Raw genomic sequence first — 13,737 nt, 5'->3', positions numbered from 1 at the left:
CCGGAACCATCTTTTAAGTGCCTAATTTTTAAAGGTCTTTTTATTAAACTGTCCATTTTATAGGGTACAGTTCAATGAATGCTTGCTTCTTTTCTTTTACATCGTATGTTTAAATGTAAATAACTCTTCTTTAGGAAGTGGAACCCGCTGCACCTCTTCTACTCCTTCTTGTTTTTTATTTTCCCCTATTCTTACTTTCGTGATCGCATCCTCTATACTTCGTGCAATCATATTCCCTGAAAAAATAGTAAGCCCAAAGAAAGTAATTGGTACGAGTGGAATCCACGGATGCACTGTTAGAGACCTAAAATAGGCACCTATTAAACCTGACCATTCATGTGTATAAGAGTCTAGTTCTTTATTATCCATTCCACCAAACTGTACCGTCCCTCCAAAAAACACTTCAAGTAATCCTAAATGAAGAAAAAGAATCAGCGTTTGAACAAACTGCTGCATCAATACAAGTACAAACGTCATATATAAGTGCGGAAACACATGTTTCACAACAATATGCCGTTTACTTCCTCCTAGTATACGAGCAGCATCTATAAACTCTTCCTTTTGCAATTTCCGCACTTCATTCGCAATATAGAGAGAAATTGTAGGAAGTGCAAGCACAATAAACAATATGACTTGAAATGATGCTCTCTCAAAAAAACTTGATGTTTCTTGTCCATTTGCAAAGCTAGTCGCAAACCGAAGTAAAAAATATACAATCATGACCGTTGGAATTACTGTAAAACTATCAAAAAAAGCTTCAATTTTTGAAAATCCTCTTTTTATATAAGTTCCTAATATTACGCCAAAAAACACACCTATCATCATACGCATAATAGCAATAAAAGCAGATATACCAATAGTCCATTTTGCACCCTCAATAACTAAATTTAAAAGATCATAACCTTTTCGATCTGTTCCGAGTAAAAACTGCGATGAAGGCGAAAATGGTGGAACTTCTGGATTTCCTTGTGCATCATACTGCAAAGATACTTGCCGAATCTGCCCATCATTCCATATCGTATTTCCAATACTTACGAGAACTAATACAATGAGAAATAAACTACTGAGCCAAAACCTTTTATCACGCTTTATATATTTCCACATCTCTTACGCCCTCTCTTTCATCGCATCCGGAACGAAATAATGAAACGACTTAAATAAAATAAAAATTGGGATATAAATAAGTAAAACACTGATTGTAAACATCTCAATCGCTGGATAATCTTTAATGAATATAAAAATACCGTGCGTATTAAAAAGCCATTCGATAATATATAAATTCGATAACATGAACCAAATATTCGTTTTTGCAAAAAATAGTGTACTAAGTAATACATTTCGTAAAACATGACGATTTAAAATATAGAAACGATCTAACCCTTTTGACTTCGCAAATAACACATAATCTTTTTCTAATTCTGTTTCAAAACGAAGGAGTAATAACTTTACGAACATAATAGTAGTGGGGATACTCAAACAAATGATAGGTAAACCTCGAATCGATTCACCTTTTAATGCTGCAATTTTAACAGGTAAAAAACCTGTCTTTTGAAAAAACCATATGACAAGAATTTGTGATCCAATAATAAGAAGAATATCTGGGATAGACTCAACAAAAAGAAGAAATGATTTGATACGGTTTTGTATGTGTGGACGACTTCTAATGATGATATATACGATGCAAAAAGCTATAAATAGTGAAATAAAAAATGAAGCTAAAAAAATAATCATCGTTTCTTTATAATGAATAAATAGTTGCGGAAATAACGGTTTATTCCCTGCATATGTTAAATTCGGAACATCTAGCAGCTTCACGACTAACATCTTTAAAGCTTGAACATACTGCGAAAAATTAATATGTAATCCTTCAAATAGTTTTGGAAGAGCCCCTAAACAAATAATTCCTATAATTGAAAGAATAAATTGTATAGCAATCTCTATCCCATTTAAAACCATCTTTCTTGCCATGTTTCCCCTTCTCTCTATAAAAATTCCCATTCTATTCCACTTTATTTTATAAATAATTTAGAAAATTGTAAATATTCACCACGATAAAAAACCACTAGATTATGATTCTAGCGGTTCTTTATGCATATGTTTTTCATTTCTAGCAAATGGCATATACAAGATTAGGCATCCAATAAACGCAACGATTTCTAATGAAATAATATAGTATGGATGCGGACCTAACATATCAAGTAATGAAGCTGTTTCTGATTTATGCGCCAAAAACATATAATTACCACCGGTTTTATAATTCACAAACGAAACGATTGGAATCAATATGTTTAAAAAAAGCATTGTACGCTTAATCGATTGAAAAGTCGGCCTATACCCTTCCACCCATGTCATAAAGAGCGGTGCCCATATTAACAATACATGTGCGATGAAATATTCTATGAAGCGAAAATGCGGAAATGCATACTGTAAGTTTGGGGTTAAGATTGCTTGTGATGCCCCGATTATCCCAGTAAAAAAGACAATCTCGTATATTTTATAACTTTTTGTAATAACCATTATTGTTGCTAATAATAGGCTAATGGTACATAACTCAAATGGTAATGATGTACTCAACTGAAAAATTCCAGCTTTCACTTGCCACATATCAAGTCCAATTTCACTTCCGATAAATAAAAAGGCAATCGCATATCGTACAGCCATATTCCATTGTTGCTCACGGAGTATGTCTTGAAAATGATAAAGAAAATAAGCTCCTATACCGATAAGAAGTAGTATAATGACATGTTGTTTTGAATACGGAACAAATGGCTCTACCGGAAATGCTCCAAAGTACGTTTCCATATTCCTCACTCCTTTCCTTCATAAATATTATTGTAAGAAAGAAAAGGCTCGTCAACCAATCTGCTCTCCCCCTAAATGAAAAGGCTCCAGATATACAAATTCTCAACCTTATTTCTCTCCATACGCTAACCTTACAAAACTGTAATGTTATTGTAAGCTAAAACGATTTGTCATATTTTCTCTCTCTTCTATACTGAAAACAGATACAAAAACGAGCGAAAAGGTGATAAATAAATGAAAAAGAAAAATAAAGTAATCATTACTGGTTTAATAACAATTGGAATTGCAGCAGGTTCATATTTTGCTTTTGCTGGCGGTGGCGATGTAGCAAAAGCTTACAGCAGCTATAAAGTATCAGAAAAGCAAATTGAAAATGCACAAAAATTTGGTGGCGAAGTCATTCCAAATGGTATTGAAACAATCGCATTTGATCCATCAAAAGGGACATATGAGCTATCTGTTAAAAAAGGCGATGAAGTAAAAAAAGGACAGCTACTTTTTAAATATAATGATCCTTCCATGAAGTTAGGTGTAACAGAAGCCGAAATGCAAAAAAAACTTGCTAATAAAGAAGTAGAATTATTAAACAAACAACTAAATGCAGCAAAACAAAAATTACAAAAAGATAAAAATGCCGGTTCACCTGGGGAGATGCTAAAAGCAACAGAAACTGAAATCACACAACTTGAATCACAACTTGAAATGAAAAAATTTGAAGTTGAAAAAGCTGATCAAATGATTCAAACAAACAAAGAAAAACTCACTACACTTTCTGTAACAAGCCCAGCTGATGGCGTAATTGAAGAAATTGCAAAAAATGCGAATGAAAAAACAGGTATGAGCGGCATTACCCTTCGCACTGCCGGTCCTCTTAAAGTAAAAGGTCAGCTATCAGAATATGAATTAGCCCAAGTAAAAGTTGGGCAAGAAGTAACTGTTACATCCAAAACGGTACCAGGAAAAAAATGGACTGGAAAAGTCACTGAAATCGGTACAACACCAGTAAAGAGCATGGATGAAAACAAGACAGTATCTAACTATCAATTTATTGTCACATTAGATAATAATGAAGAATTACAAACGGGCTTCCACGTATACGTAACAAGCAAGTCTGGCGAAGCAACTGGTACAGTTGTTCCAAAAAGCAGCATTGTGAAAAAAGGCGATAAAAATGTTGTATTTATCGTGAAAGATGGTAAGGCAAAGGAACAAGCTGTTACTGTTGAATTTGAAACAGATAGCGAAGCAAAAGTGTCTGGCGTAAAAAAAGGTGACCAAATCATCTCTAAACCAGAAAAAGACTTAAAAGATGGTATGGAGGTTAACGCCCAATGATTGACTTAAGAGGCATCACGAAAGCCTTTCAAAACGGTGAAGAAACAGTTCAAATCTTACATGGTATTGATGTAACACTTAATCAAGGCGAATTCACTTCTATCATGGGGCCGTCTGGTTCTGGTAAATCGACATTAATGAATATTATCGGCTGCTTAGATAAGCCGACAAGTGGAACTTATTCGTTAGCTGGACAGAACATTTCAAACATGTCTGAAACGGAGTTAGCTCATATTCGTAATAAAGAAATCGGATTTGTATTCCAAAACTTCATGCTTCTCCCACGTCTCAATGCACTACAAAACGTAGAATTACCTCTTATCTACGCTGGAGTAGATAAAAAAGAACGACGTGAACGTGCATTAGCTGCACTAACAAAAGTAGGTCTAGCAGATCGTGCCACGCATTTGCCAAATGAATTATCTGGTGGACAAAAACAGCGTGTTGCCGTTGCTCGTGCAATTGTAAATAATCCAAAGTTCATTTTAGCTGATGAACCAACTGGTGCGCTTGATACAAAGACAAGTAAACAAATTATGGACCTCTTTTACGAATTAAACAAACAAGGCTCAACAATCATTATGATTACCCATGATCGTGAAATTGGGGAAGCGGCAGCACGCCAAATTGTAATTCGTGACGGAAATATCGTCCAAGATTGGAGAGGTTAATTTTGAACACAAACGAAAATATACGCATGGCCCTTTCCTCTATCTTCGCTCATAAAATGCGTTCTATTTTAACGATGTTGGGGATTATTATTGGGGTTAGCGCCATTATTACAATCATCTCTATTGGGGATGGAACAAATGCCAAGTTCCGTGAACAAATTGGTAAAGAAAAGAAAGATCAATTTTCAGTGAACTATACAACAGAAGATTATTCTGATATGGATGGAAAAATATCTGCAAGCATGTATGACAATGTCTCAAAAATTTCTGGTGTTCAAGATGTATATCCTGATGTTAGAGGAAAAGAGAAAGTATATGCCGGAAAAAAAGAATTAGATATTGATATAACTGGTGTAAAAGGCGATTACTTTGAAGATACATCTCGCTTCAAACTTGAGCACGGCAGGTTGTTCACTGCTGCTGATTTAGATAAACCTGAACATACAATCGTGTTACACAAAGATGCATTTGATAAATTGTTCCCTTCTTGGGAGGAAGGTTTATATGTTGATATAAAAGGTACTCCTTATAAAGTAGTGGGTGTATATTCTATCAAAGCAATGATGGGTGGCATGGCGTTTAAAGAAGGTGCTATCTCTGCTGAAAACTGGCCTGTTCTATTTGGGAAAAATAATTATGACGGCTTAACAGTAAAAATTGCTCCAGGTCAAGATAAGCAAACTGTGCAAGATGCAGTTGTAAAATCATTAAATGATGCGAAAAAACCAGAGCATACTGGGAAATTCAAAGTACCAAATCCACAAGACGATTTAAAAGAGATTGATAGCTTCACAGGCATATTAAAAAGTGTATTCGGTGGTATTGCAGCAATTTCACTTTTAGTTGGTGGTATTGGCGTTATGAATATCATGCTTGTATCAGTAACAGAACGTACACGTGAAATTGGTATCCGTAAAGCACTTGGTGCAACGCGCGGAAAAGTATTGATGCAATTCCTAATTGAATCTTGTATTTTAACAGCATTAGGCGGATTCATTGGATTTATGCTCGGTATCTTCTTCGCTTGGATTGTCGCAATGTTTGCGGGATGGCCGCTTGTTGTTTCAATAAAACTAGGTCTGATTTCTGTCGCACTTTCTATGCTAATCGGTATCCTATTCGGTTTACTACCCGCTAATAAAGCTGCGAAACTTGATCCGATTGAATGCTTACGATATGAATAAACGAAAGGTTGCCTATCATAAGGCAACCTTTTTATATTCCTAAAGATTCCATCCCCGCTCTCAACCTTCTCATAAACTCATTCTTACTATTCTCTTGGACAAAAGCATGTTTAGGAACAATATTTGCACTCATCGAGCTTACATAAATAAAAATATATGCCTCATTTTCTTCTACCTTCTCGATTCCTTTCCAATTTAGCTTTGTCTCTCCACCATTATTTGTTTCAATAATCCCCTCATCCGTTATTTGTACATTGTGCTTACCTATTAAATTGTCATAGCTTCCTTCCCGAAGCATTTTCTTAATATTTCTCTCAATAAGTTTATAGAAACACTTAGGATAAAACACGATCCATATAACCCCTGCTAGTAAAAAAATAAAAGGTAAATCCATCGATTTATAATCTGGTGGTCCAAATAAAAAAACACTAAGTGGAACAGCAAACAGAATAATAGCTACAATATAATGCTGAAGAACTAAAGAGCGCTTTACCATTTTAGAATGCCTTGCATAATGTAGATTAAATGCAATAAAATCTTGTTCTGTTAACGTATATTCTACCTGCATTTTTCGCCCTCCATCTCTAACCAAAACTCCCCTATATTGTATCATTTATCCATTTTAATTCCTCTATTTTTTTCACATCAAAAAAGCCATCATATTCATGATGGCTTCTTACATAAACATACTATTTTTTTAACACAAATCCAAATTTATCCCAAGCCTGTAAATAATCTAATAAGAAAATTTCTTCTTCCACAACACGGCCAACTACATTTGTTTTTCCTGTGTTAACCATATCTTTTAAGGCAATCTGTAATTCTCCTTTATACTGGCCATACTGTTCATTATCAATGAGAATATCGCCACGTTTAATCGGTCTTGTATTATGAGGTTTAAACTCTTCTTTTTTATATTTCACACGACTTTGTGTTGAACGAATCATATATTCAGACACATCCCCGCGATAAAAATGCGGTTCTTCTACTACAATCTTTCTTTCTAATTCTGTTGTTGTTTCATAAATCTCTATATCAAACGTTTGCTTTTCTTTATTTATTTCTCCGAGCGCCTTTAATTCTTCTTCTGATGCATATGCATTCGCAATGATTACATCATCAATCAATTCTGTTGCAAATAAATGTTTCGCCTGCGTTGTCATTGGCAATTCACGATGTTGTTCGATTGTACATAACCCTTCAGTTACCGGCCATGGACCATATGTCGCATCAAATGATGTAATAAAGGCAGCAGTTCTCATGCCGTAATCTTTAAATTGTTTTGAGCATTTCATAAAATGATCATAAGAAAGACCAGAATAACGATGTGGATAGAAGTTATGACAACCAATTAAATTTTCACAGTTCGGACGATGACTCATAATATTATCAACATATTTCGTACCGTTACTCATATTAATCTCAATTTTTAATCCATATGGGTTATATGTCATAATGGATTCTTCTAATCCTGAAAAACCAACATCTAGACGAATACCATATGCACCTAATTCGTGGAAGAATAAGAGATCGTTGTAAGAAATACCGAGCTGTTCAAAAACGGCTGGACTAATATCAACAAGTACTTGGAAACCTAATTCATTCGCATGCGAAATCGTTTCCTTAAACTCTTTAACAATCTTCTCTTTTTCTCCATCCACTGATAATAAACATGTGAATACACGTGTAAAACCATATTGATGTGCTAATGTTAAATATTCCTTATCTTTCTCTACTGTAGAATGTTCTGGATAAATAGAAATACCTAATCGTCTCATGCATATACACCTCTTTCTTCATCATCATTTTGTAAACCCTTTCAAACATATATAGTAAAGTAGTAGAAATCCCCTTCTACTTTACCATCCGTTTGAATCCGCTTTCTTTTCAAAAAAACATCTCTATCAATCTTAACAACTAGCAGACTATACATCTATACTTTACCTTTTTTAAGAGCATTTGTGTAGCATTTACACAAATTTGCAAATTTTTTCGCCCCAAAAAATTGTTACATCATTTCAGTTCACCTTTCTTGACTGGTACATTGACCACTACATATACTCGAAAGAACAGAGAAAAATATTTAGGGGATGAATATATGGGAGAAGCAGCACTCGTAAAACGAGAACCATTATGGACAAAAGAATTTATTGCGCTCATTTTAGCAAACTTATGTATGTTTTTAGGCTTTCAAATGTTAATTCCAACATTACCTGTTTACGTGAAAGAAATTGGTGGCACTAGCTCAAATATTGGATTTGTTGTTGGAATGTTTACTGTGGCAGCTTTAATTATCCGGCCGCTCACTGGAAATGCACTACAAAAATTTAGTAAAAAACTGATTTTAATGACTGGTACTGCAATTTGCCTACTAGCGATGGGCAGCTACCTATTTGCCTCCACTGTCTTTCTTCTTCTTGCTGTTCGCATTTTACACGGAGCTGGTTTTGGTATTACAACGACCACATATGGGACTGTAGTCTCTTACTTAATTCCTGCAGCACGTCGTGGCGAAGGTATGGGATATTTCGGCCTCTCTGGAACGATCGCTATGGCACTTGGTCCTCTTATTGGCCTCTGGCTCATGCAGACTTATAGCTTTACGATTCTTTTTTTATGTGCACTATCTTGCACAGTAGTTTCATTAATATTAACAAAGCTACTCAAAATTCAAGCAACTGAAAAACCAATTCACCAAGCACATGAATCATTTTTAGATGGGTTTATCGAAAAGAAAGCTTTACTTCCTTCATTATTAATATTGTGTATTACATTAATGTACGGAGGAATTGGGAGCTTTATCACGTTATTTGCTACGCAAGTCGGTATCGCTGATATTAGCCTTTTCTTCTTATTTAACGCCCTTGCCATCGCTGTAACACGTCCCTTCTCAGGAAGACTATACGATGTAAAAGGCCATGCATTTGTTATTATTCCCGGTGTTATCTTAACATTTACAGGAATTATTCTGTTATCGTATACAACAACAATACCAAGTTTAATCATTGCAGCAAGCTGTTACGGAAGTGGATTCGGCGCTATTCAGCCGGCCTTACAAGCATGGATGATTGACCGTGTAGCTCCGCATCGCCGCGGCGTTGCTACCGCAACATTCTTCTCGGCATTTGACCTCGGCATTGGGGCAGGTGCAATTATTTTCGGATTCATCGCACACTTTACAGACTATGCAACTGTATATCGTTATTCTTCTATATTACTTATCGCATTTCTCTTTATTTACATTACAAATGTACGAAAACAAAAACAGATGGATAAAAAGAATGAAAAAGCTGCTGGATAACCCAGCAGCTTTTTCTAACCCTTATCTATCTCGATGATACTTTAAATTTGTTGTTACATTGTCTCCAAAATAAGTCTCAGATCCATACTCTCCAGAAGCAACTATTTTAGTTGTTAACAACACTTTATTTCCAGCTAATTGAATGGTGCCTTTTGCAATACATTACTTCTTATATTTGTAAATGTAAAAGTCCCAACACCATTATTATCAAACGTAACAATAGCTCCACATAAAACGAATATTATCATTAACACAGTAGATGCATATTTCATTATTTTCTCCACGCCTATACTTAATTCTGAATTTGATTATATCCTCTTTATTTGGACATATATTATCCTCTCATATTATAACAATTTGAATATTTACATATAAATATTCAAATTGTATAGTTCTAAGACACTATTTACTTCGCATATTTTTTTACGTTAAACAAAAAGTATACAAAGAACTTCCAAATTAAATGTTATTTCTTTACAATACAACCCTATATAACGCATTAAAACCAATTAAATCCAGGGGTTTCTTTAAATAAATGTAAACTTTTTATCCCTTTGTAAATTTAATGTAAAGTTTACATTGATATCATTTACACCATCTCAAATTTTAGTTAATAATTACACCGTACATGAAATTTAAGGAGTGAAATGCGTGGAATTTAATGTTCAAGACATGATCTTCCAGTTTATTGGTGGATTAGGTATTTTCTTATTTGGGATTAAGTACATGGGAGACGGTCTGCAACAAGCAGCTGGTGATCGCCTACGTGACATTCTCGATCGTTTTACAACTAACCCACTTATGGGCGTACTAGCAGGTATGTTAGTTACCGTACTGATTCAATCTAGCTCAGGAACAACCGCTTTAACAGTTGGACTTGTAAGTGCTGGATTTATGACGCTCAGACAAGCAATTGGCGTTATTATGGGTGCTAACATTGGTACAACTGTTACAGCATTTATTATCGGAATTAAAATCGGAGAATATGCTCTTCCAATTATGGCAGTTGGAGCAATCTTACTATTCTTCTTTAAAAATAAAAAAGTACAATCTCTTGGACAAGTCGTCTTCGGATTTGGTATGTTATTCTTCGGTTTAGAATTAATGAGCACAGGTATGAAGCCACTACGCTCTTTAGAATCATTCCAAGAATTAACTGTTAGTATGAGTAACAGCCCAGTCCTAGGAGTTATCGTAGGTACAATCTTTACATTAATTGTACAAAGCTCAAGTGCAACAATTGGAATCTTACAAGAATTATTCGGCCAAGGTGCAATCGATTTAAAAGCTGCTCTACCTGTACTGTTTGGTGATAATATCGGAACAACAATTACCGCTGTATTAGCAGCGATTGGTACTTCTATTGCAGCAAGGCGCGCAGCATTAGTACACGTTATCTTTAACATAGTTGGTACCATCATCTTTACAATTTTATTAGTACCATTTACAAACTTAATTCAATATTTCCAAACATCGTTAAACTTAAATCCAGAAATGACAATTGCTGTTGCGCATGGAACATTCAACGTAACGAATGCGATTATTCAGTTTCCATTCATTGCAGTGTTAGCGTGGATTGTAACAAAAATTATTCGCGGAGAAGATGCCGCTATTGACTTTAAACCGCAGCATTTAAATCCAATCTTTATTGAACAATCTCCTGCTATCGCCTTAACAGAGGCACAAAAAGAGATTATTCGTATGGCAGAGTTCTCATTACACGGCCTAAAAGAAGCAACTCAATTTTTAAATACAAAAGAAAAGAAACATGCTGATATGGCAACTCAACTAGAGGGTGCTATTAACAACTTAGATAGAAAAATTACGGAGTATTTAGTGCTACTTTCTGAAAAACCACTTTCACCAATGGATTCCGAAAAACATTCTGTCTTAGCGTCTGTTGTCGGAGATATTGAACGCGTTGGCGACCATGTAGAAAACGTTGTAGAACTTGTGGACTCCCAAATTTCTAACCGTGTCACACTATCAGATGAAGCAATGGCGGAACTAAATGAAATGCTTGAACTAACAATTTCAACATTACAAGATGCAATTGGAGCTTTAACAAACTTCGACACTGAACTTGCACAAACGGTCATTACGAAAGAACGTAAAATTGACCAAATGGAACGTGTATTACGTAAGCGCCACGTGCTACGCCTGAATGAACGTAGTTGCTCAGGTGATGCAAGCATCATCTTTATTGATATGGTAAGTAATTTAGAGCGTATCGGTGATCACGCTGTAAATATTGCAGATGGAGTTTTAGGGGAACAAGGAAAAGTTGCATTAAAACAAACACTATAATACAAATTGAAAAAACTGATATAAAATCTTTCTTTTTTGGTGAGAAAGAGCGTCCGTCCTTGCATAGAAGCGATCAGGGTCTTTTTTAGCCCCATGACGAGTGAAAACAAAGAGAGAAAACGAGTGCAGGTCTCCTTTTGTTTTCATAGCAGCGACTTATATGCCAACAAATCAAAATGGATTTAATCGAGTAGAAGACATGACAATCCCATGTCTTCTATCACTTTATAATTGATTTTTTTCCTTTTCATTTATAAGAATTGCTCGAAATGATGTATGATTCATTATGTCTATCTCCTTTACTCCTAACAAACAGTTTTTTCACTTCATTATATAAGGCCTATAGAAGAATGTAATATAATCTTCCTCTTGAACATATTTCAACAAATCTTACTTCTTTATTATTTTTTCATAATATGTATTTCTATTTCTAATACGACAAATTATAATTGTTCTATTGCTTATTCTCCTAAAATTCACTTTACGAAAGGCGGAAAAATCTGACTTTTCGTGAAATAAATCGAATTTTAGCGAAATGTAAATGATTTGTAATGTTCTTTTTCGCTAACATTCATTATAATTAGGTGATATGAGTATCGTATTTCAATCCAAATGAAGGAGTATATGAAATGGATCAAAACCCATCTTTGCAAGAAAATACACGAAATAATAAGAAAAAAGGAAAGAAAAAAACAAAAATCATTCTAAGTGCTCTCTTATTATTTTTAATAGTAGGAGGCGGTTATACTTGGTTTTTAGTAAATAAAGCATCCTCTGCTGTTTTTAATGCCGCCCACGATTTAGCACGCGGTGATAAATCAGATTTACGTGATAAAGCAGTTAAACCTATTTCTAACAATGTATCGGTATTAATCATGGGCGTTGATGAAAGCGATGTCCGTGGCAAAGAATACGGTGCTGCTATAAGAACAGATGCAATGTTACTTGCAACTTTTAATAAAGATAGTAAAACTGTAAAACTTTTAAGTATTCCACGAGACACATATACTTATATCCCAATAGAAAAGAAAATGGATAAAATTACGCATGCACATGCGTTTGGTTCGGCTAAAAATGGAAAAGCTGGTGGCCCGCAAGCTAGTATTGATGCGGTAGAAGATTTACTCCACGTTCCTGTTGATTACTTTGTAAAATTCAACTTTAAATCATTTATAAAAATTGTGGATGATTTAGGTGGTATTGAAGTAGACGTTCCTGTTGAATTTACTGAACAAGATAGTAACGATAATGCAGGTGCAATCCACTTGAAAAAAGGCGTTCAAAAATTAAACGGTGAAGAAGCTCTTGCTCTTGCTAGAACACGCCATATTGATAGTGATGCAATGCGTGGTCAACGTCAACAACTTGTTATCGAAGCCATTCTGAAAAAACTAACAAACATTGATTCTGTAACAAAAGTAGGAAATATTATTGATCACATTAATGGACAGTTCGTTACAAACTTAACATTTGATGATATGTTATCATTCTATAAATACGGTTCAGATTCTTCACTTGAAAAATTACAAATTAATGGTAAAGATTGTTATATGTCAGCTGGTGATAAAGAATGCGGTCGTGCAAGTGATGGTGGTACGTATTATTATGTGCCAGTAGAAAAAGATTTAGACGATTTAACAAAACAACTTCGTACTCATCTTGGACTATCTGAGTATAAGAAAGTTGATTCTGATGATAAAGAGAACAAGAAAAAACCAAGCTCTGAGAAAACAAAAGATACGAAACAAGATAACGATAATCGTCAAAATTCTACTAACCAAAAAAGTAACAATGACGATGAAAACGTAAAGACCAAAACATCATCGAATGAGAAAACAAAAGATACAAATCACGATAGCGATAATCGTCAAAATTCTACTAACCAAAAAAGTAACAATAACGATGAAAACGTAGAGACCAAAACATCATCGAATGAGAAAACAAAAGATACAAATCACGATAACGATAATCGTCAAAATTCTACTAACCAAAAAAATAACAATAACGATGAAGACACAGAGACAACATCGAATAAAAATTAATAAAAAACCCAGCTCTATATGAACTGTACCCTATAAAATGGACAGTTTAATAAAAAGACCTTTAAAAATTAGGCACTTAAAAGATGGTTCCGGTA

11 protein-coding genes are annotated in these 13,737 nt (G+C 34.6%); 6 read left to right on the top strand and 5 right to left on the bottom strand.

The window, feature by feature from the left end; genetic code table 11:
• Positions 1 to 96 precede the first annotated feature (96 nt).
• From JDS96_RS27700 to JDS96_RS27690, 3 genes are all read right to left on the bottom strand, one after another.
• Complete coding sequence (locus JDS96_RS27700; protein WP_199668718.1) at positions 97 to 1,104, bottom strand: ABC transporter permease; 1,008 nt, start codon at positions 1,102 to 1,104, stop codon at positions 97 to 99.
• 3 nt (positions 1,105 to 1,107) lie between these two features.
• On the bottom strand, positions 1,108 to 1,968 hold the full coding sequence (locus tag JDS96_RS27695; protein ID WP_199668717.1) for an ABC transporter permease subunit: 861 nt from the start codon (positions 1,966 to 1,968) through the stop codon (positions 1,108 to 1,110).
• Positions 1,969 to 2,067: 99 nt separating this feature from the next.
• Entirely contained in the window at positions 2,068 to 2,802 is a 735-nt protein-coding gene (locus JDS96_RS27690; RefSeq protein ID WP_199668715.1) for a YwaF family protein, read from the bottom strand.
• Positions 2,803 to 3,036: 234 nt separating this feature from the next.
• Here JDS96_RS27690 and JDS96_RS27685 point away from each other — a divergent pair, with 234 nt between their 5' ends.
• The 3 genes from JDS96_RS27685 to JDS96_RS27675 are packed head-to-tail and all read left to right on the top strand — an operon-like array spanning position 3,037 to position 5,992.
• Complete coding sequence (locus tag JDS96_RS27685; protein ID WP_199668713.1) at positions 3,037 to 4,137, top strand: efflux RND transporter periplasmic adaptor subunit; 1,101 nt, start codon at positions 3,037 to 3,039, stop codon at positions 4,135 to 4,137.
• Entirely contained in the window at positions 4,134 to 4,808 is a 675-nt protein-coding gene (locus JDS96_RS27680) for an ABC transporter ATP-binding protein (RefSeq protein ID WP_018766880.1), read from the top strand. Before JDS96_RS27685 ends, JDS96_RS27680 begins: the two co-directional genes overlap by 4 nt.
• Before the next feature lie 26 nt (positions 4,809 to 4,834).
• Complete coding sequence (locus tag JDS96_RS27675) at positions 4,835 to 5,992, top strand: ABC transporter permease (protein WP_472926297.1); 1,158 nt, start codon at positions 4,835 to 4,837, stop codon at positions 5,990 to 5,992.
• A gap of 31 nt (positions 5,993 to 6,023) precedes the next feature.
• Here JDS96_RS27675 and JDS96_RS27670 read toward each other — a convergent pair whose 3' ends face one another.
• Together JDS96_RS27670 and JDS96_RS27665 are read right to left on the bottom strand one after the other, a co-directional pair.
• The gene (locus JDS96_RS27670; RefSeq protein ID WP_242480004.1) at positions 6,024 to 6,560 is read right to left on the bottom strand and encodes a YcxB family protein; all 537 of its coding nucleotides are present in this window, start codon (positions 6,558 to 6,560) and stop codon (positions 6,024 to 6,026) included.
• Between the two features lie 121 nt (positions 6,561 to 6,681).
• Positions 6,682 to 7,770 carry a DUF871 domain-containing protein gene (locus tag JDS96_RS27665; protein WP_199668709.1) on the bottom strand — a complete coding sequence of 363 codons (1,089 nt, stop codon included), beginning with the start codon at positions 7,768 to 7,770 and terminating at the stop codon, positions 6,682 to 6,684.
• Between the two features lie 320 nt (positions 7,771 to 8,090).
• On the opposite strand from JDS96_RS27665, the gene JDS96_RS27660 reads away from it, so the two are divergent.
• From JDS96_RS27660 to JDS96_RS27650, 3 genes are all read left to right on the top strand, one after another.
• A complete protein-coding gene (locus tag JDS96_RS27660; RefSeq protein WP_199668707.1) occupies positions 8,091 to 9,293 on the top strand; it encodes an MFS transporter in 1,203 nt (400 codons plus the stop codon).
• Between the two features lie 651 nt (positions 9,294 to 9,944).
• Positions 9,945 to 11,600, top strand: a complete 1,656-nt coding sequence (locus JDS96_RS27655; RefSeq protein ID WP_018766887.1) for a Na/Pi cotransporter family protein — start codon at positions 9,945 to 9,947, stop codon at positions 11,598 to 11,600.
• Between the two features lie 629 nt (positions 11,601 to 12,229).
• On the top strand, positions 12,230 to 13,642 hold the full coding sequence (locus JDS96_RS27650) for an LCP family protein (protein ID WP_199668705.1): 1,413 nt from the start codon (positions 12,230 to 12,232) through the stop codon (positions 13,640 to 13,642).
• The last annotated feature ends 95 nt before the right edge of the window (positions 13,643 to 13,737 follow it).

This window comes from Bacillus cereus group sp. N21 (assembly GCF_016483395.1).
Classification (GTDB): domain Bacteria; phylum Bacillota; class Bacilli; order Bacillales; family Bacillaceae_G; genus Bacillus_A; species Bacillus_A pseudomycoides.
This window is presented reverse-complemented; position numbering and strand designations above follow the sequence as displayed.